We start from the raw sequence: 18,127 nt of genomic DNA on the forward strand, positions 1-18,127 counted from the left end.
TGCCCACCAAGTGGTAGCGGTCGCGATCGATCGGTCACGGTCGGGGGCCCGGTTCGCTTTGCGTCACACGGCTGCCCGGATCGTGTACTCCACGGGCGCCGGCGGGGCGTCCGGCCAGTCGCAGGTCCACTCGACCGCCTGGTGTTCTGGAACCGGGCGAAGCCCCGGCTGTCGGGTGTGTTGAACGACTTCCAGGTCGATGCGGAGGGTGGCTCCGTGCTCGACGAAGTGCTTACCTGGCACATCGTCAGGTAAGTCAGCATCTGGTCAGCATGAGCCCTCGCACACTCCGAGACGGGTGCTTGGTCGGCGATAGTGCAACAGCCTCATTTTCCGCGGAAGCGCAGGCGAGGAGCCTTCTCGCCCGAGTGGGGTCGATGTTCCTCGGAATCTTCGAGTCCGACGAGTTCCGGTGTACGGTGAAGACCGCCCTTGACCTGCAGAAAGCAGGCAGGGAGCCATCAAACAGGAGTCCAAAGTGCTGCGTACTCTGTTCAAGTCCAAGATCTAGCATCTGGGCGTTTGCGCAGGTCGGAGGCGTAGTGGGGCCGCTCAGGTCAGCAAATGGTCAGCATGGGGCGCGGGGGTGTCCTGGCTTGCTGACTTGGTGACTGCCGCGGCGGTGGCCTGGGTGCATGCCTGGCTCCTGTCTGGAAGGTGCGTCTCCTGGCTCGTCAGCTCGCTCGTGGTACGGGGTCGTCCTTCAAGGACTGCGGCTGTTCTCGGCCGACGCGGTGTCCGCATTCGTACACGATCCGCTTCCGCAACGGTCTGGGGAAGCAGGTCGAGGAGAGCGGGTTCGACACGCAAGATGACGCGATCGAGCGCCTCACGCAGATCTATGCGGAGAAGAAGCGTACGGCGCTGGCTGTCGCGGCGGACGACCTTGCTCTGGGGATCGCGATGACGGCGGGGTGTGGACTGCGCAACGGCGAGGCCAGGGCCGTGAACGTCAACAACGTCGTGGCGGACGACGTGTATCGGGTGCATGAGCAGGTCCACTCCAACACACACCGGCCGGCAAAGCTAGAACATCGCAAAGTGGGGAAGTTCCGGGAGGTTCCGCTGCCCCGCTCGGTACGGGAGGCGATCGAACGCCATGAGGCAAAGCACGGCGCCACGCGGGAGGGGTATCTGCTGCGGGGGCCGAGCGGGTACTACACGGAGCCGATGGAACGCCGGCGCGTCCGCGCGCTCTTCGAGAAGCTGTCCGTGGTGGACGGGATGGGGATGTACGGCTTCCGGCACTACTTCGCCTCCAACGTGCTGGGCAGTGGCATCCCGATCACCGACGTGGCCGAGTGGATGGGGCACAAGTCGATCGAGGAGACGTACCGCACCTACCGGCACCTGATGCCGGGGAGCATCACCAAGGCGGCGCGCGTGTTGGACGCCGGCCTGTGGGACGCGGCATGAGGCCGCGGCGACGCCTGTCGGGGCCGCCCTCCGGTTTGGGCTGCAACGGCACCCCACGGCACAGGTTGTAGTGACCGTCCAGGGGCGTCCACGCCAGTCCAGTACGGGCATGGAATTGCAGGCCAGAGCCACTTGGTCCGGGAGCGTCTGCCCAGTTGGTGATGGTTGTGCAGTCCGGCGATCATGCGCAGGAGGGTGGACTTGCCGCAGCCCGAGGGGCCGAGCAGGACGAGGAACTCGCCGGCCGCGACGGTGAGGGAGAGCCGGCGCAGCGCCGGTTGGCCGCCGGGGTGGGTCTTGGCGACGTTCTTCAGGGTGATGGTGCTGCCCACGTGGTGCTCTCCTGACTCGGGGCGCGATGGTCCGTTGGTGATGCGGGATTGGTCAGCGGAGGGTGAGTTCGTCTGCTGTGACGGCGAGGCAGGCGGCGATCAGGACGATGTTCTTGAGGACGTACTGGCCTTCGAGAGTGGGAGCGCCGTGGTGCCACATGGCGTCAGGCAGCAGGAAGAGCGAGGCGAAGACGCCGGCCATGTGGAGGTAGAAGGCGACGAGGGCGTAGCGCAGGAGGACACCGGTCAGCAGGGCGATGCCGATGCAGATCTCCACGGCGGCCAGGGCCGGGAGCAGGATGTGGGGCGGGAGCAGACCGAGCGTCAGCTTGGTCGTCGCCTGGACGGCGATGTGCTCGGCAGGGCTGGCGGAGGGGATGAGCTTGAGGGAGCCGAAGCACAGGAAGATCAGGCCCGTGCTGATGCGCAGGACGGTGAGGCTGCGGGGGCGGTAGCGCTCGGCGGCGCGGTGGAAGAGGCCAGCGGGACTGTGGCGCGACGCTGCGGGTGACGGGGTGGTGGTCTCGTCGGTGCGGGGGGTGGGGAGCGGACGGATACGGGCCATCCGGTGCCTCCTGGGCGTGGCCGGTGGGAAGGGTGCACCGCAGGGTTCGTGGGGTGCGGGCCCCGCGGGGACGTCGGTGCCGCCTCTGCGGGACCCGCGTGTTCTATGGCGTGTGGTGCGTGGTGGGGGCTAGCCGAAGTCGACGTCGCTGCACAGGAAGTACTTCTGGTCCATGTGCGACGCCTTCCAGACGGTCACCACGACGTGCCGTCCGCTGTAGCCGGACGTGCTGACGTCGGTGACGTAGTGCGCCTGGTAGGGGTAGCGGCCGGTCTTCTTCACCAGTTCGAGGTCGTTCCACCCGATGAGCTGGTACTCCGGGTTGAAGCCCTGCTTGGTGACGTAGACCTCGAGCCAGTCCGCGCCGTGCCGGGCCTCGTCGTAGAGGTCGACGGTGAAGTCGGCGCCGATGTCGGTCGTCCTCCACGGTCCGGGGCGGTCGAGCGGCCGGTAGTTCGTCTCGCCCTGGCCGCCGGCGCTGCAGATCTGGCCGTCGGGGATGACCTGCTTGTAGTTGTCCCCGGTGTTGTTGGCGTAGACGGCCTTCCACGCGCCGATGGCGTTCGGGTTCTCGTGGTAGGTGCGGTAGCACATGGGGTCCTGGGCCTCGTCGGGCTCGGTGTAGCCCCAGCGCTGCAGGCAGCCGTAGTTGCGGGTCTCGGGGGTGATGACCGTGCCGTGTGCGGAGGCCGTCGGCGCTTGGGCGAGCACGCCGAGCAGGCTGGTTGCCAGTGCGGCGGCGCCCAGTGCGGTGCGGCCGGCCGTGGTCGCGGTTACGCGGTTCATGGTGCTCTTCCTCCGTGTGCGTCGGGAGATCACAGGTCCGCATGACCTATGATTTACGTGCTCATGACATGCTGTTGTGTGTGGTCAGGTGCTGTGCGTGTTGCTCACCTCCTTTCGCGTGAGCCGCCTGCGGTGGGTGGAGAGGGTGAGCAGCTCGGTCACGGACCACCGGCCGGGGCCGAGGGCTGCGATGAGCAGGAAGGCCCAGCAGAAGAGGGCGGCCTTCTCGCCGCCGTTCTCCAGCGGGAACAGTCCGTCGGGCTGGTGGTGGGCGAAGTAGGCGTAGGCCATGGAGCCGGAGCACAGGATGGCGGCCGGCCGGGTACCCAGACCGAACAGGACGAGGGCGCCGCCGACCAGCTGGATCACCGCCGCCCGCCATCCGGGCCACTGGCCGGCACTGGGGGGCTGCCCATGCGGCCCGCCGAGCACGTCGAAGAGCGTTGCCGCTCCGTGGCAGGCGAACAGCAGTCCGAACACGATCCGGAACAGGCCCAGAACCGGGCCCTGGTACCTGGTGGGTGTCTCCACGGTGATGCCCCTTCTCAGCGGCGGGCAGGGGACGGAGGGTTCAGGTTGCTGCGGGACGCGGAGGCCGGTGGCCGCCGGCAGCGGTGGATCGCCGGCGGCCATCGGGGTGGGTCAGGAGGTGAGGGTCCACTTCTGGCTGGCCCAGGTTCCGCAGTCCCACAGGTGCAGGCGGGCGCCGTCGGCGGTGCTCTGTCCTTCGATGTCCAGGCAGCGTCCGGATTTGAGGTTCTTCAGGGTGCCGTTGGACTGGAAGGCCCACTTTTGGCTGTCCCAGCCGCCGCAGTCCCACAGGTGCGCCTTGGTGCCGTTGGCGGTGGCGCCGCCTTCGACGTCCAGGCACTTGCCGCCGGACTTCAGCTGCTGCCCGTCGAGCGCCCAGCTCATCGAAGCAACGTCGGCGCAGGACCACTGCTGGACGGCGGTGCCGTTGGCGGTGGAGCCGCCGGCGCGGTCGACGCACTTGGAGGTCGCACCGTTGACGATCTTGCCGCCGGTGACCGGGTCGGGGTCGGGGTTGTTGCCGCCGGGGCCCCAGGCGTTCCAGTTGTCCCAGGTCTCGGCGTCGAAGCCGATCCGGCCGAGCTTGTCGGCGGCCCAGTTGGTGCCGGACTTGTCGATGACGGTGCCGCCGACGGTGTAGTTCTCCAGCTTCAGCCCGCGGCTGTCACGGGTCTCGTTGCCGAGGGTCACCTTCTGCCCGGCGCTGTTGCTGTAGCGCTTGAGGAGGCTGACCTGGGAGGACGGGTCGAGCTGGCTCCAGGCGTCGATCTTCAGGTTCTTGACGTGGATGTTCTCGGTGCTGGACAGGGCGAAGACACGGATCGCGCAGTTCGTCATGCCCTCGACGGTGATGTTCTCGAAGGTCATGTCCTTCACCCACGCGTTCGGGTCGGCCTTGGTGGTCGAGCCCATGTCCTCCCAGTGCGAGGAGGAGTTCAGGATGCAGGTGTTGTACTTGACGTCCTTCCAGTACATCCGGTTGTGGATGACGTGGGTGTTGGAGACGCGGACGTTGTCGATGGTGCGCGGGGTCCAGCCCCACTGGATGACAGGGCCGTTCTCGTTCTTCCAGACGACGGTGTTATCGATGCTGACGTCGCTGTGGTACATCTTCAGCACGTCGTCGTTGGCGTTGAAGAACGTGTTCTTCATGGTGCTGCCGCGGTAGAGCTCGATGCCGTCGGTCTGCCAGTACCAGGATCCGACCTGCTTGTAGTTCTCGACCCGCATGCTGAAGGTCTGCTCGTCGCCGTAGACGACGAAGGAGTGGTACGGCGGCTCGTTGATGGTCACGCCCTGCAGGTCCAGGTGCTGCTGGCGGCCCTGCGCCGACTGGAACTGCAGCATCTTCACGCAGCTGGAGTGACAGTTGGACGCACCCGAGAGGTGGTCGTAGTTGTTGTTGGTGTCCGCCTCGTAGACGTACTGCTCACCGGAGAGCACACCCTGGCCGGTCACCTTGTACAGGCCCTGGCTGTCGTCGGGGAACCGGATGGCGCCCTTCACATACGCGCCGGGGGCCAGGTAGACCCACTTGACCTGCTTTGGCAGCAGCGCGTGGTACTTGGAGGTCATGTAGTAGGTGCCGGGCCGGAAGTACACGATCTCCTCGCTGATCGTGTTCAGGTTGGTGACCTGGCCCTGCTGCGGGTAGTGGATGCTGCCCGAGGCCGCCGTCGGGACCAGCCGGTCCTTCTCCGCGCCGGTCGGGGCCGGCTCGGCGAAGATCATCATGGAGTTGCGGGGCTCGGTGTGGACGGCCCGGTTGCCGCCGCCTCCCTGCGTGGTCAGCTTGCCGGCGTCGTTCGCGGGGCCGGACATGTCGTTGTAGGCCGTGTACAGCTGCGGGTCGAACTCGACGGAGAACCGGTGGCCCGCCTGGCTGTAGGGGACCTTGATGCGGACGGTGTCGCCGTCGACGAGCTGCTTGTCGAAGTTCAGGCTGCTGGGCTTGATCCTGACCTGGTCGGCCGAGGAGATGCTCTGGCCGGTACGCAGGGAGACGTCGACCCAGACGTCGGCGGTGTACTGGAAGGACGACCAGCTCATGGTGAGGTTCGCCGACGAGGAGAACTCGGCCCCGTCCTCCTTGGTGTAGCCGATCTTGCCCTTGCCGCTGCGCGGGATGCTCATGTAGGCGAACGAGTCGTACCGCGTTCCCGGGGCTGCGGCGGTGGCGACCTGGACGTCGTAGAACGACGAGCGTCTGACCTTGTCGTTCGCCACCGGGCTGGTGGTGTTGAACTCGTGGTTGTCGTGCCACCAGGTCTTCAGGGCGGTGCTGTCCGCGGGTGTCGGCTCAGCCGCCGAGGCGGCCGGGACGTCGGGAGCGGGGCGGGCCTGGAATGTCCCGGCGGCGGCCGTGCTGACGGGCACGATGACCGGGGCCAGTGCCAGCGCCAGACCGGCGGCGATCGCCGCCAGCCGTCTCAGTGCTGCTGCGGGCATGCTGATGTCCTTCTCCTTGACGATGAGGGGCCCACCGGCGGCTCTGCACCGCCCCAAGAGGTTCGCTCGGGCGGCTCGATCAGCGCGCAGACCGGCGAGAACCTGCGCTTCGAGGGGAAGCGCGGCCGGTCCTGGTGGGCTTCGTGCGGGTGTGTGGGGTGCGGGCAGGCTCTGCGGGTTCCCTGGCCCGCACGGGCTGCGTATACGTGGATGGCCGCAGTCAGCGGCCCGCCGGACCGGCAGTCCGTGACCTCTGGGCGGAACGGCGGCCGGGCCGGTGCAGAACTCCTCCCTTCGGCCGGCAAGAGGGGGTGGCGCGTGCGCCCGGGTTCATCCGTGGGGCCGGGACGCTCCGGTTCTCCGCCCCGCTCGGGCCGGGGGCGCAACACGCACGCCGCTGGAGGACAGCGGCGCGGACGACGGGTCACTGGGATGCCGCACAAGCGCCGGCTGTCGAGCCCGGCGTCCTGCGGTCGCCGGATAACGTCCCGTCATTTCTTCTTCGTGTCAATGAAATCAGCAAGATTCGTTGACGCCCAGACTTCCACTGAGGCCCCACTGGGGGCATAACTGGACTTATTGCCTGACCGGTGCGCACAGGAAGCGCCGATCACGGTTGCGTAACGCGCTGTTTTCTTTCTTGACGCACGAAAACAGGGAGGGACAGACTCCCGTCATGTCCAGTCGGCCGGCGCCACCGGACCGGTGCCGAAACGACGCGGGAGGCCGATGTCCCGTGCCGGGCTGCGGTTCGCGTCATGGACGATGGCGCGTACCGCATCGGGTTCGATGCGGATGGACCAGCTCGACCAGCTTTTGACCGACCACAATTCTGGAGGCGTCCGTGATGAGCCCGTCCAAGATCCGTTTTTCGGAGCTTGTCGGTGAGCAGACCCGGGCGGAGATCTTCGCCACCGTTCTCACCGCGGGTCCCATCTCGCGCACCCAGCTCGCCCAGCGGCTGGGCCTGGTGCCCTCGAGCGTGACCCGGATGCTCCCCCCGCTCCTGGAAAACGACTACCTGCGCGAAGCGGATACCGCTCCGCAAGGGCGGGGCCGGCCGCAGAAGATGCTCCACGTCAATCCGGACAAGCACATCGTCGTCGGCATGAAGATCGGCCCCGCGCAGGTTTCCGGAGTGGTCACCGACATGGCCGCCAACGTCCTGGCCCGCGCCGAGGAAGCGATCGCCGACTGCACACCCGAGACCGCCCTGTCCGCCGCTGCAGCCCTGACCAGCAGGCTCCTCTCCGAGGCGCCCGAAGCGGCGGACAGGGTGCTGGGCCTGGGAGTCGGGGTCAGCGGTCACGTCGACTCCGCTTCCGGGATCTGCCGCTACTCGGCCCTGCTCGACTGGAACAAGGTCGACGTGGCCGGCCCGCTGCGCGAGGCGACCGGACTGCCGGTCGTCGTGAACAACGACGTCAACACCCTGGTGGTCGCCGAGCGCTGGTTCGGCCAGGGCCGTGACATCGACTCCTTCGCCGTCGTCACGGTCGGCCCCGGAATCGGCTGCGGTCTCCTTCTCGACGGTGCTCTGTTCTCCGGCGCCACCGGTCTGGCCGGCGAACTCGGACACCTACCCCTCGATCCCGCGGGCCCGATGTGCAGCTGTGGCCGCCGCGGCTGCCTGGAAGCCCTCGCCGGGGACCGGGCCGTCCTGCGTCACCTGCAGGACGCCGGTGTCCCCTGCGCCACCATCTCCGAAGCGGTCGATCTCGCCCGCTCGTCGGGCGGCTCCGCCCAGACCGTCGCCCGCTCCGCGTTCGCCGAGGCGGGAGCCGCCCTGGGGCGGGGACTGGCCGGCATGTGCAACCTGCTGAACCTACAGAAGATCATCATCGCCGGAGAGGGCGCGGTCGCCCACGACCTCTTCGGCCCGGCGATGTCCCAGGCCCTGGAAGCCCACGCCTTCTCCACCGCCGCCCGCGACTGCGACATCCACGTCGACCCCGTGCGCCACGACCTGTGGGCTCGGGGCGCGGCCTGCCTCGTCATCCGTGACGCGGTGGGTGCCGCCATCTCCTGACCCACTACCGCCGCCGGTCGGTACCCCGGCTGAAGCACCCCTCGACCATCACTTCAAGTAGCCGAGTACACACGATGAGGTTTGACGTGCCCGAAAACGTGGCCAGCCCCGCCGACTCCTGGTGGAGCAACGCGGTGGTCTACCAGATCTATCCGCGCTCCTTCGCCGACTCCGACGCGGACGGCATCGGCGACCTGCAGGGAATCACCGAGCGCCTGGACTACCTCTCCGAGCTCGGCGTGGACGTGCTGTGGCTCTCCCCGGTCTACCCCTCCCCGCATGACGACAACGGCTACGACATCAGCGACTACCAGAACATCGACCCGCTCTTCGGCACACTGGCCGACTTCGACCGGCTCCTGGCCTCGGTGCACGAACGCGGCATGAAGCTGGTGATGGACCTGGTCGTCAACCACACCAGCGACGAGCACGCCTGGTTCACCGCCTCCCGCGACGGGGGCCCGGACGGCCCTCGACGGGACTGGTACGTCTGGCGCCCGCCGCGGGAGGGCATGGAGCCCGGAACCCCGGGAGCGGAGCCGAACAACTGGGAGTCGTGGTTCTCAGGCCCGGCATGGACGTTCGACGAAGCGTCCGGCGAGTACTACCTGCACACCTTCTCCCGCAAGCAGCCCGACCTGAACTGGGACAACCCCGAAGTCCGGCAGGCCGTGTACGCCATGATGCGCTGGTGGCTGGAGCGAGGTGTGGACGGCTTCCGCATGGACGTCATCAACCTGATCTCCAAGGACCCGGCCCTGCCCGACGGGATCGTCCCCGAGGGCGCCCGCTACGGTCTCGGCCACCCGTACTACGTGTGCGGCCCCCGTGTCCACGACTACATCGCCGAGATGCACCGCGAGGTGTTCGCCGGCCATCCGCGCCGCCTGCTGACCGTGGGAGAGATGCCCGGCGTCACCGTCGAGGAGGCCAAGCTCTTCACCGATCCCGCCCGGCGTGAACTCGACATGGTCTTCCAGTTCGAGCACGTCGGTCTCGACCAGGGCCCCGGCGGCAAGTTCGACGTCCGCCCCCTGAAGCTGACCGACCTCAAGGCCAGCCTCGGCCGCTGGCAGACCGGCCTGGGCGAGACCGGCTGGAACAGCCTGTACTTCAGCAACCACGACCAGCCCCGGGTGGTCTCCCGCTTCGGTGACGACAGCCCCGCACACCGGGACCGCTCCGCCAAGCTGCTGGCCACCGTCCTGCACCTGCACCGTGGCACGCCCTTCGTCTACCAGGGCGAGGAACTGGGCATGGCCAACGCCCCGTTCACCTCGATCGACGACTTCCGGGACATCGAGTCGCTCAACCACCACCGTGAGCAGACCACCCTGGGCACCGACCCCGCGACGATCCTGGAAGGGCTGCGGCACCGCAGCCGGGACAACGCCCGCACCCCGATGCAGTGGGACGCCACCGAACATGCCGGCTTCACCGCCGGCACTCCGTGGATCACGGTCAACCCCGACCACACGGACGTCAACGCCAAGGCGCAGCTCGCCGACCCGGACTCGGTCTTCCACCACTACCGGCGCCTGATCGCCCTACGGCACACCGAACCCGCCATCACCCACGGCGACTTCCACATGCTCCACCCCGACCACGAACAGCTCTACGCCTTCACCCGCCACGACGCGGCCACCGGCACCGAACTGCTCGTACTGGCCAACTTCGGCGGAACCGACCTCACCGTCGACCTGCCCGACGGCTGGGAACACAGCGAGACCCTCATCGCCAACGTCCCCGCCACCGCCCCTCTCACTACCCCGCACACCCTGCGCCCGTGGGAAGCCCGCGTTCACCGACGCACCACCAGCTGACACCGCCCGCCCTTGTCGCAACGACGCACTCCGAGGAAACAGCCATGAACAACCCGCGCATCCGCCCCGCTCTGCGCAGAAGGCCGCTCCTGCTCGCGGTCTCCGCCCTGGCCCTGCTGGCCCCGCTGACCGCCTGCGGCGGCTCCGACACCGCCGAGGGCGACGGCAAGACCCTGCGCCTGTGGCACTACGAGCAGGAGGACGGGGCCCTGAGCAAGGCGTGGGACGCGGCGATAGCCGAGTTCAAGAAGACCCACCCCGACGTGAAGGTCGTCTTCGAGCGCAAGACGTTCGAGCAGATCCAGCAGAACGCGGGCATGATCCTCAACTCCGACAAGGCGCCCGACGTCATGGAGTACAACAAGGGCAACGCCACCACCGGACAGCTCGCCAAGCAGGGGCTGCTCACCGACCTCACCTCGGTCGTCAAGGAACACGGCTGGGACAGGAAGATCAGCGACAGCGCCTCCGTCACCGCCCGCTACAACGCCAAGGGCGAGATGGGCGGCGAGAAGTGGTACGGCGTACCGAACTACGGTGAGTTCGTCCTCACCTACTACAACGACGACCTGTTCAAGAAGCACAACGTCGCCAAGCCCACCGACTTCGCGAGCTTCGAGGCCGCGCTGGCGAAGTTCAAGGCCGCCGGCATCACCCCGCTCGCCAACGCCGGCAACGACCACCCCGCCGGCCACTGGCTCTACCTGTTCGCCCTGTCCAAGGCGAACAACACGTGGGTCGACAACTACCAGCGCTACCTGGGCAAGGTCGACTTCCACGGCCCCGAGATGACCTACGCCGTGGACAAGTACCAGGAGTGGCTCGACAAGGGCTACTTCGACAAGAAGGACGTCGGCCTCAAGGGCAACGACATGACCGAGCAGTTCGTCTCGGCCAAGCGCCCCATCATGGTCGGCGGCAACTGGTGGTTCGGCAGCCTGACCACCGACATCACGAACTTCGAATGGTCCACCGCCCCCTACCCGGGCAGCGAGAGGACCCTCGGCTCCGGCGGCAACAACTGGGTCATCCCCACCAAGGCGAAGAACAAGAAGCTCGCCGAGGACTTCATCGACATCACCATGTCCGACAAGATCCAGAAGCTGATCGGTGAGGAAGGCAACGTCCCGCTCGCCGCCAAGCCGGCCGACATCACCAACCCCAAGTCCCGCCAGCTGACCGAAGCCTTCGCGCAGATCCAGGAGAACGACGGCCTGGCCTTCTACCCCGACTGGCCGGTCGCCGGGTACTACGACACGTGGGTCGCCGCCACGCAGAACCTCATGAACGGCGGGAAGGCCGAATCCGTCCTCGACGAACTGGCGGCCCCCTACGAGAAGTACCGCGCGACCAGGCCCTGACGTTCCCGCCCCGGCCGTCACCTCGTCGCACCGCCGGCCGGCAACCACGCGTTCCGGGGACGGCTGCCCGGGCCCACCGCGGCAGCCGTCCCGCCCAACCAGGAGCAACAGTGAAAACCAAACGTCACCCGCGGTCCACGGGCTATGCCGTCTTCCTCGCGCCGGGCCTGCTGTTGAGTCTGCTCTTCCTCGTCGTCCCGCTGGTGATGACCTTCTACTACAGCCTGACGGCGTGGCAGGGCATCGGCGACCCCACCTTCATCGGCCTGGACAACTACACACGCCTCTTCCAGGACGCCGACTTCTGGGCCTCCTTCCGCAACATCGCCTTCGTCATCATCGGCATCGCCGTCGTACCCACCCTGCTCGGCCTGTTCCTGGCCGCGCTGCTGTTCGACTACATCGGCAAGAAGCACGGTGACGGGATCGTCGGCATCTTCCGATCCGGCCTCTACCTGCCCCAGGTCATCCCCGTCGCCGTCACCGGACTGATGTGGGGATGGATCCTCGCCCCCGAAGGCGCCGTCAACAGCATCCTGGACACCATCGGACTGGGCTCCCTCGCCGAGAACTGGCTCGGCGACCCCGACCTCGCCCTCTGGGTCGTCCTCGGCGTCCTGGTCTGGATGCAGCTCGGCTACCCGCTCGTACTCTTCATGTCCGGCCTGCAGCGCATCGACCCCGAACTCTACGAGGCCGCCTCACTCGACGGCGCCTCCTGGTGGCAGCGCTTCACCCGCATCACCGTGCCCATCCTGCGGCCCGAGGTCTACGTCGTCCTCGTCACCACCACCATCGCCGGCCTGAAGGTCTTCGCCCAGATCTTCGTCCTCACCGGCGGCGGCCCCGGCAACTCGACCCTCGTCCCCGCCTACTTCGCCTACCAGAACTTCTTCGAACGCGCCGACGTCGGCTACGGATCCGCGATCTCCAGCACCATCACCCTGCTCGTGCTGATCATCGCCGGAACGATGCTCACCCGCCAGGCCCGCGAGGACGGATGACCATGACCACCGACACCACCACCCCAGTCACGTCCCGCACCAAGAGCACGAACACCCCCAGCCCTGCTACCCCCGGACGCCGGCTGAAGAACAGGGCACCCGGCAAGCGCGGTGCCGGCTCCTACGCCGTCGTGGCCGCGGTCACCGTCTTCGTCCTCGCTTTCCTCGCTCCCTTCGCGATCATCCTGCTCAACTCCTTCAAGACCAGCGCCGACTACCGGACCAACGGGTCACTGTCCTGGCCCGAGCGCTGGAACTGGGACATCATCGGCGATGTCTGGGAACGCGTCGACTTCACACAGAAGCTCGTCAACAGCATCCAGATCAGCCTCGGCGTCGTCCTCATCGCCGTCGTCCTGGCCCTCTTCAACGCCTACGCCATCGGCATCGGCCGCGTCCGCTGGCGCACCGCCTTCCTCGTCTTCTTCCTCGGCGTCAACGTCCTGCCGCAAGAAGGACTGGTCTACCCCGTCTACTACCTGTTCAAGGAGATGGGCCTCTACGACGGCAAACTCGGCTACACGATCCTCGTCGGCATCACCTACAGCGCCTTCGGCACCTACCTGCTGTCCTCCGTCTTCAGCAGCTTCCCCAAGGAACTCATCGAGGCCGCCTCCCTCGACGGCGCCGGCCGCTGGACCATCCTGTGGCGCATCATCCTGCCCATGAGTTGGCCCACCCTGTCGGTGATGTGCGTGTTCTTCTTCGTCTGGAGCTGGAACGAGTTCCTCTACCCCCTCGTCCTGCTCATCTCCAACGACAACCAGACCGTCCCCCTCGGCCTGTCCGTCATGCAGGGCCAGTACACCAGCGACCCCACCTCCATGAGCGCCGCAGCCCTCCTCGGCGTCGTCCCCATGGTCGTCTTCTTCCTCATCTTCCAGCGCTCCCTCACTCGCGGCGTCACCGCCGGCGCCGTCAAGTAGTCCTCCCACCGGGGTCCCATGCCGCCCCGGATCCGGCTCGCACCTGCCCCGCCGCCGGATCCGGGGTTCAACCATCCTCCAGCGATGCCGATCAGACCCACGCACAGGCCGTGGACGCGACGGCGTTCTCGTCGTACGAGGACTTGTCGGACGCACTCGGCCTCGAGATCGAAGGAGACAGCGAGACAGGCAGGGTCAGGGCCCAGCTCGTCCTGCCGTTCAGCGGAGAGGCCACCGTGAGCACGGCTGTCGCAGCCGTCTCCGCCAATCGCATCGCCTTCACCGACTTCAGCGTCACGCAGGGACAACTGCCGGCTGCGGGACAGGCTCTGCTCGCAAAGGTTCTTGCCGAACCCATTCCGCTGCGCAACATTCCCGAGGGTCTGCACCTGCGATCGGTGACTGTCGCGCCGAGCGGGCTCAATGCGCACTTCACCGGTGACACGGTGACCTTCCGGCCGGCCGCCGCCACTGCGTCCATTTCCGTGTGAGGGGCGGGCCAGGGCCGCTGGTCCTGGCGGAGACGCCTATGTCGGCTGCGGGCCCGGTTCGGCTCGGATCACACAGGTGCCGGGTGTATTGAACACTTTCCAGGTCGATGCGGAAGATGGCTCCGTGCTCGAGGAAGTGCCTGCCTGCCGCATCGTCAGATAAGTCAGCATCTGGTCAGCATGAGCCCTCGAGCATTCCGAGACGGTCGCCCCAACAGGCGCCTTTACAGGACGAAAACCCAAGTGAGAAGCCTCCCTGTCAGGCCGGAGCGATGTTCCTCACAAACATCGAACGGGGGTGTCGGTGTAAAGTCGAGGACGCCCTTGACCTGCAGAAAGCAGGCAGGGAGCCGTCTCGGAGGAGTCCGAAGTGCTGCGTACTCTGTTCAAGCCCAAGATCTAGCATCTGGACGTTTGTGCAGGTCAGAGGCGCAGTGGGGTCGCTCAGGTCAGCAAATGGTCAGCATGGGGTGCGAAGGCGTCCTGGCTTGCTGACCTGGTGACCGCCGCGGTGGGTGCCGGGGGCAGGCCGGGGGCCCGCCCTTCTCAGCGCCGGCGACGACTGGCGAGTACCGCGAGAGTGAGCATGCCCGTCACCACGGGTAGTCCGGCCAGCAGGGTGACGGGGTGAAGCACCGTATCGGCGTACGGGTTCGGCTCGGGGTCGAGGCGTGTCGGGATCTCGCCCATGGCCAGCGCGGTGAAGAAGATCACGACCCCCAGGAAGAAGCCCAGCAGCCCCACGAGAACGGCCATCTGCAGCATCGAGGCGAGTCCCTGCCACCTTCGGCCGTCCGTCCCACCCGTCTCGCCCTCGGCCCAGCGGACTTCGCGGACGGGTCTCCAGTACCTCCCGTACACGAAGAACAAGGTGAGCAGCAGGAAGAGGAGCCCCACGGAGACGATCATCCCGTAGAACCCGGCGTTCTCGTCCTCCCAGCCCACCGCGGCAACGACGTTGGGCCCGACGAGGGCGGCCGGCATGACGATCCACCAGGCCAGATAGGTCCGGACTGCCTCGGTCCAGCGGACCCTGGACCTGCCGACGATCTCGTAGTTGGTGGTCGTCCTGACGGAGAAGAGCCCACTCTCATCGCTGTACCCGGCTTGCCGCACGTAGTACCGACTGAGCGGAACAACCGGCAGGATGACCATGAACCAGCAGGTGGCGAAGAACCCGCCGCTCTCATCGGCACGGGAATTGTGGAGCAGCATCGTGCCGATCGCGTTGTAGGTCCCTAGTTCGGGGAGGTCTTCGTCGTGGGCCAGGGGATACAGGGGGTCGGCCATGAGGAGCATGGTATTCGTCCCGCGTCAGTCGCCAAGTCCAAACGCTCCTGCCGCCGCCAACGCCGGACCCTCGCCCTCTTCGCCGAAGGTCCGTGCGTCGCCGGGGAGTTGGGCCCGCCTCAGCCGGGTCAGGCGCGCCGGGTGACGTCGAAACGAGTCTTCATCCGGCGCAGCAGGAGGCGGCGACGGTGCCCTGCATCGTGCCGCCGATGTTGTTGAACGGCCGCCAGCCCGAGCCGGGCGGGGCGGTGGCGTGCTGGACCTGGTTGACGCTGTTCAGGCCGAACAGGTCGATGCGCTCTTCGCGGGCTGACGCCGCCGCCACGCCGCTGCGGATCTCGGTGGTCTCGTTGGTCTTGGACCAGCTGCCGCCCCGGCCGCTGCCGTTGATGCAGGACCTGCGGTAGACGGTGGATCCGCCCCCGACCCCGTAGACGGTGTGCCGGTCGGGCTTGCCGGAGATGATCGCCGGGTCGAGGACCAGGCCCCCGCCCAGGTCCCCCAGTCGCCCCAGCCGCTGGACTCGTTCCAGGAGCGGTAGACGATCTGGTTCTTCGTCCCGCGCGCCACCACGGTGATACGGTCGCCCGTCCGTGATGCCGCGCTCGGCACCGACAGGATCGTCCCGCCGACGTCCTCCCAGTCACTCCACGTCCCCATGGTGCGGTGCGCTCCCCTTCATGCCGTGTACGGCACCGTGTGCCGCCGGCGTCCCGGTCACGGACGCCGCCGCAAGCGATGCTGCGGCGCACCGGGACACACCACGAAAACGGAGTGATCCATTCAGGCGAGGGCGCGGACGCGCCGGCGTTCCATCGGCTCCGTGTAGTACCCGCTCGGCCCCCGCGGCAGATACCCCTCCTTCGTCGTGCCGTGCTTCTCCTCATAGCGTTCGATCGCCTCCCGTACCGAGCGGGGCAGCGGCACCTCCCGGAACTCCCCAAGCTCGCGGTGCTTCAGCTTCGCGGGCCGGTGCGTGTTGGAGTGGATCTGCTGGTGCACCCGGTACACGCCGTCCGCCACCACGTTGTTGACGTTCACGGCCCGCGCTTCGCCGTTGCGCAGTCCGCACCCCGCCATCATCACGATCTCCAGAGCAAGATCGTCACCCGCGACAGCCAGAGCCTGCTTCAGATGGGCCAGGTCCGGAATGACCCCCCTCTCCCGGACGTACTCCGGCTCGTACACCCCCTTGACCGGGTCATCCGCCATCGCCCCTTTGTCGTATGCGTCCCGCAGAATCGCCTTGAGGGTGCGCAGGATGTTGACCTGATTCCCCCGGCCAACACCGTCGGCCTCCAACTCGTGCACCGCGTCGCCCTGGCACAGCCGCAGCCCTTGAAGAACGACCCCATACCGCGAGCGAGCTGACGAGCCACGTAGCGAACCTTCCGAGGGGGAGCCAGGCACCCCGCTCAGGGGGTGCCAAGTCCCGGTCCGGATGCTCGTGTTCACGTCGGCATGGAACTGCCACCGCAGCGCCCGGCCCCCTGGACGAAGCGGCCCATCCGTAGAACACGGAGCGGAGAAGGGGGAGAGGCGGTGGCCGAGTACCGGCACCACGGCCCTGCTCCGTCGCCCCTGGACCTCGGACCGCCCAGCCCTGCCCTCCCGGCCTCGGCAGTGGCGCCTGCCGCCTTCAGCGGCCGATGCCCGTCCCGTAGAGGTCGAAGGTGCCCATGTCGTTGCACGTGACGTCGCGCAGGGCGCACTCCTCGCCCGGGTTGTTCACGCCGTCCGACCGCAGTTGGGTGACGATGAGGCGGGCGGCCCGTGCCGCGGAGTCCTCGCCGTCCTGCGGGAACACGGCCGCCCACCGCCAGCGTTCGCGTTGCTGCCAGCCGATCTCGTGCATCGCCGCGGTCTTTTCGGCGGAGTCGTGTTCGGCACGGTCGTAACGGAAGAGCCGCAGACCGCTGTCCGGCTCGAAGGCGATCTGCACGGTGTCCCGGCCGCGGTGGGTGATCACGAAGCCGGCCCAGTTCTCGCCGACCTGGGCGGGGAGGTGTTCCACGAACGAGTGGAGCATCAGCCCGAGAGCGTCCTGGAGGTGGTCCGGACCCAGGGCCAGCCGACCGCCGGGGTATACGTCGGGCCCCCAGCCGGAACCGCCGCGGTCGAGCTGCCACAGGTAGGGCAGAGAATGGAAGTCCGACGGCTCGTCGGCACTCCACGACCCGCCCCACTTGAAGTCGCGGTGTTCCTCTTCTTCCAGTTCCCCGGTGTCGTGCACCTCGAGCAGGGCTCCGTGGCGGTCGCCGCTGAGGATCAGCAGTCGCCGCTCGTTGCGCCAGCGGATGTTCGGCCCTTCGGCGGAGCCGCCGAACAGGGTGGGGCTGCCGATGCGGCCGACGACGGCGTCGAAGAGGTCGCCGAAGGCGGTCCTGCGCTGGGCGAGGGTGGCTCCCGGCTCGTAGGACAGCACCCGTGCCCGCTCGCCGGGCTTGCCGGTGTCGTGCAGTGACTCGGCCGTGTCCGCGGCGTCGGCGTGGCGGGGCGGGACGGGATGCAGGGCCAGCCAGCTGGCACGTCGGCTGCTCTGGAAGATCAGGGTGTGGTGCTCGCCGCGCCAGCGCAGACCGGGGGCGCCGCCGCAGTCCTCGTAGCGCACCGGGTTCCCAACCGCGGCGAGGGCACGAGCCAGCCCGGCTATCCGGTCGCCGGCGGCGCCTCCCGGCCGGGACCGGTAGGCGTGGGTCAGCAGGTGGACCTGGCCGGTGGTGTACCGGGTGGACTCGAAGCCGAGCTTGCCCGCCTCAAGGACCAACGAGATACCCGCACGGCCCGAGACGAGCGTCACCCGGCCGTCGCCTGCCCCGCCGCACTCCCAGCCGGGGCGGGCAGCCGCCCATTCCTTCACTGAGGCCAACTCCCAGTCTCCGAAGTCGGCTTCCAGCAGTTCGGCCACCGTGTGGACGGCGTCTTCATGGCTGTCGTGTGAGTAGCTGTCGGTCATGCGGACGATGTTGGCATGCCGGGCCGGCATCGGGTGCGGTGGCCCCGCAGGACGACGACCCGGGGCAGCGGCGGGGGACTCGCACGGCAGGCCCGGGGCAGCCGGCACGCTCACGCTCACCCCTCGTGGCAAGGATGCGCGCAGCGTGCCGCGGTGGGCGGGCACGTGA

Annotated in this window: 14 protein-coding genes and 2 pseudogenes; 7 read left to right on the top strand and 9 right to left on the bottom strand. The window is 67.7% G+C overall.

Annotated elements, in window-relative coordinates; genetic code table 11:
- Positions 1–657: 657 nt before the first annotated feature.
- Positions 658–1,416 carry a tyrosine-type recombinase/integrase gene (locus tag AMK33_RS24590; protein WP_443030928.1) on the top strand — a complete coding sequence of 253 codons (759 nt, stop codon included), beginning with the start codon at positions 658–660 and terminating at the stop codon, positions 1,414–1,416.
- Between the two features lie 170 nt (positions 1,417–1,586).
- On the opposite strand, the pseudogene AMK33_RS43960 reads toward AMK33_RS24590, so the two are convergent.
- The 5 genes and pseudogenes from AMK33_RS43960 to AMK33_RS24620 form a co-directional block, all read right to left on the bottom strand.
- Positions 1,587–1,748 (bottom strand): annotated as a pseudogene (locus AMK33_RS43960) (ATP-binding cassette domain-containing protein); the annotation flags it as partial.
- 52 nt (positions 1,749–1,800) lie between these two features.
- Complete coding sequence (locus AMK33_RS24600; RefSeq protein ID WP_079194946.1) at positions 1,801–2,313, bottom strand: DoxX family protein; 513 nt, start codon at positions 2,311–2,313, stop codon at positions 1,801–1,803.
- Positions 2,314–2,442: 129 nt separating this feature from the next.
- A complete protein-coding gene (locus tag AMK33_RS24605; protein ID WP_073935137.1) occupies positions 2,443–3,099 on the bottom strand; it encodes a lytic polysaccharide monooxygenase auxiliary activity family 9 protein in 657 nt (218 codons plus the stop codon).
- Between the two features lie 84 nt (positions 3,100–3,183).
- Positions 3,184–3,630, bottom strand: a complete 447-nt coding sequence (locus AMK33_RS24610) for a DoxX family protein (RefSeq protein ID WP_073935351.1) — start codon at positions 3,628–3,630, stop codon at positions 3,184–3,186.
- Between the two features lie 111 nt (positions 3,631–3,741).
- Positions 3,742–6,078 carry a family 49 glycosyl hydrolase gene (locus tag AMK33_RS24620; RefSeq protein ID WP_079194948.1) on the bottom strand — a complete coding sequence of 779 codons (2,337 nt, stop codon included), beginning with the start codon at positions 6,076–6,078 and terminating at the stop codon, positions 3,742–3,744.
- Between the two features lie 847 nt (positions 6,079–6,925).
- Between AMK33_RS24620 and AMK33_RS24625 the strand changes: the two genes are divergently transcribed.
- From AMK33_RS24625 to AMK33_RS42945, 6 genes and pseudogenes are all read left to right on the top strand, one after another.
- On the top strand, positions 6,926–8,107 hold the full coding sequence (locus AMK33_RS24625; RefSeq protein ID WP_073935138.1) for an ROK family transcriptional regulator: 1,182 nt from the start codon (positions 6,926–6,928) through the stop codon (positions 8,105–8,107).
- 86 nt (positions 8,108–8,193) lie between these two features.
- Positions 8,194–9,930, top strand: a complete 1,737-nt coding sequence (locus AMK33_RS24630) for an alpha-glucosidase (RefSeq protein ID WP_073935139.1) — start codon at positions 8,194–8,196, stop codon at positions 9,928–9,930.
- Between the two features lie 44 nt (positions 9,931–9,974).
- Positions 9,975–11,291, top strand: coding sequence for an ABC transporter substrate-binding protein (locus AMK33_RS24635; protein ID WP_073935140.1), 1,317 nt, complete (start codon positions 9,975–9,977; stop codon positions 11,289–11,291).
- A 110-nt stretch (positions 11,292–11,401) separates the two neighbouring features.
- Positions 11,402–12,295: a carbohydrate ABC transporter permease gene (locus AMK33_RS24640; RefSeq protein WP_073935141.1), complete on the top strand. Its 894-nt coding sequence runs from the start codon at positions 11,402–11,404 to the stop codon at positions 12,293–12,295.
- A gap of 2 nt (positions 12,296–12,297) precedes the next feature.
- Positions 12,298–13,221: a carbohydrate ABC transporter permease gene (locus AMK33_RS24645; protein WP_079194949.1), complete on the top strand. Its 924-nt coding sequence runs from the start codon at positions 12,298–12,300 to the stop codon at positions 13,219–13,221.
- Between the two features lie 86 nt (positions 13,222–13,307).
- Positions 13,308–13,712, top strand: a pseudogene (locus AMK33_RS42945) (LmeA family phospholipid-binding protein); the annotation flags it as partial.
- A 546-nt stretch (positions 13,713–14,258) separates the two neighbouring features.
- On the opposite strand, the gene AMK33_RS24655 reads toward AMK33_RS42945, so the two are convergent.
- The 4 genes from AMK33_RS24655 to AMK33_RS24665 all read right to left on the bottom strand — a co-directional run bounded on the left by AMK33_RS24655 (position 14,259) and on the right by AMK33_RS24665 (position 17,958).
- The gene (locus AMK33_RS24655) at positions 14,259–15,002 is read right to left on the bottom strand and encodes a hypothetical protein (RefSeq protein WP_143203860.1); all 744 of its coding nucleotides are present in this window, start codon (positions 15,000–15,002) and stop codon (positions 14,259–14,261) included.
- 160 nt (positions 15,003–15,162) lie between these two features.
- Positions 15,163–15,327 carry a hypothetical protein gene (locus tag AMK33_RS42490; RefSeq protein ID WP_158075137.1) on the bottom strand — a complete coding sequence of 55 codons (165 nt, stop codon included), beginning with the start codon at positions 15,325–15,327 and terminating at the stop codon, positions 15,163–15,165.
- A gap of 458 nt (positions 15,328–15,785) precedes the next feature.
- Positions 15,786–16,313 (bottom strand): hypothetical protein, encoded by a 528-nt coding sequence (locus tag AMK33_RS24660; protein WP_235618184.1) that lies wholly within the window; start codon positions 16,311–16,313, stop codon positions 15,786–15,788.
- A 328-nt stretch (positions 16,314–16,641) separates the two neighbouring features.
- The gene (locus AMK33_RS24665; protein ID WP_143203861.1) at positions 16,642–17,958 is read right to left on the bottom strand and encodes a hypothetical protein; all 1,317 of its coding nucleotides are present in this window, start codon (positions 17,956–17,958) and stop codon (positions 16,642–16,644) included.
- Positions 17,959–18,127: the final 169 nt, after the last annotated feature.

Source organism: Streptomyces sp. CB02400 (assembly GCF_001905725.1).
GTDB classification, from domain to species: domain Bacteria; phylum Actinomycetota; class Actinomycetes; order Streptomycetales; family Streptomycetaceae; genus Streptomyces; species Streptomyces atrovirens.

What these genes read in the sequence shown, in the direction of transcription:
- AMK33_RS24635 (WP_073935140.1), top strand. Translation starts at nt 9,975, where the DNA reads ATGAACAACCCGCGCATCCGCCCCGCTCTGCGCAGAAGGCCGCTCCTG.
- AMK33_RS24645 (WP_079194949.1), top strand. Translation starts at nt 12,298, where the DNA reads ATGACCACCGACACCACCACCCCAGTCACGTCCCGCACCAAGAGCACG.
- AMK33_RS24605 (WP_073935137.1), bottom strand. Translation starts at nt 3,099, where the DNA reads ATGAACCGCGTAACCGCGACCACGGCCGGCCGCACCGCACTGGGCGCC.
- AMK33_RS24665 (WP_143203861.1), bottom strand. Translation starts at nt 17,958, where the DNA reads ATGACCGACAGCTACTCACACGACAGCCATGAAGACGCCGTCCACACG.
- AMK33_RS24625 (WP_073935138.1), top strand. Translation starts at nt 6,926, where the DNA reads ATGAGCCCGTCCAAGATCCGTTTTTCGGAGCTTGTCGGTGAGCAGACC.
- AMK33_RS24620 (WP_079194948.1), bottom strand. Translation starts at nt 6,078, where the DNA reads ATGCCCGCAGCAGCACTGAGACGGCTGGCGGCGATCGCCGCCGGTCTG.
- AMK33_RS24600 (WP_079194946.1), bottom strand. Translation starts at nt 2,313, where the DNA reads ATGGCCCGTATCCGTCCGCTCCCCACCCCCCGCACCGACGAGACCACC.
- AMK33_RS24655 (WP_143203860.1), bottom strand. Translation starts at nt 15,002, where the DNA reads ATGGCCGACCCCCTGTATCCCCTGGCCCACGACGAAGACCTCCCCGAA.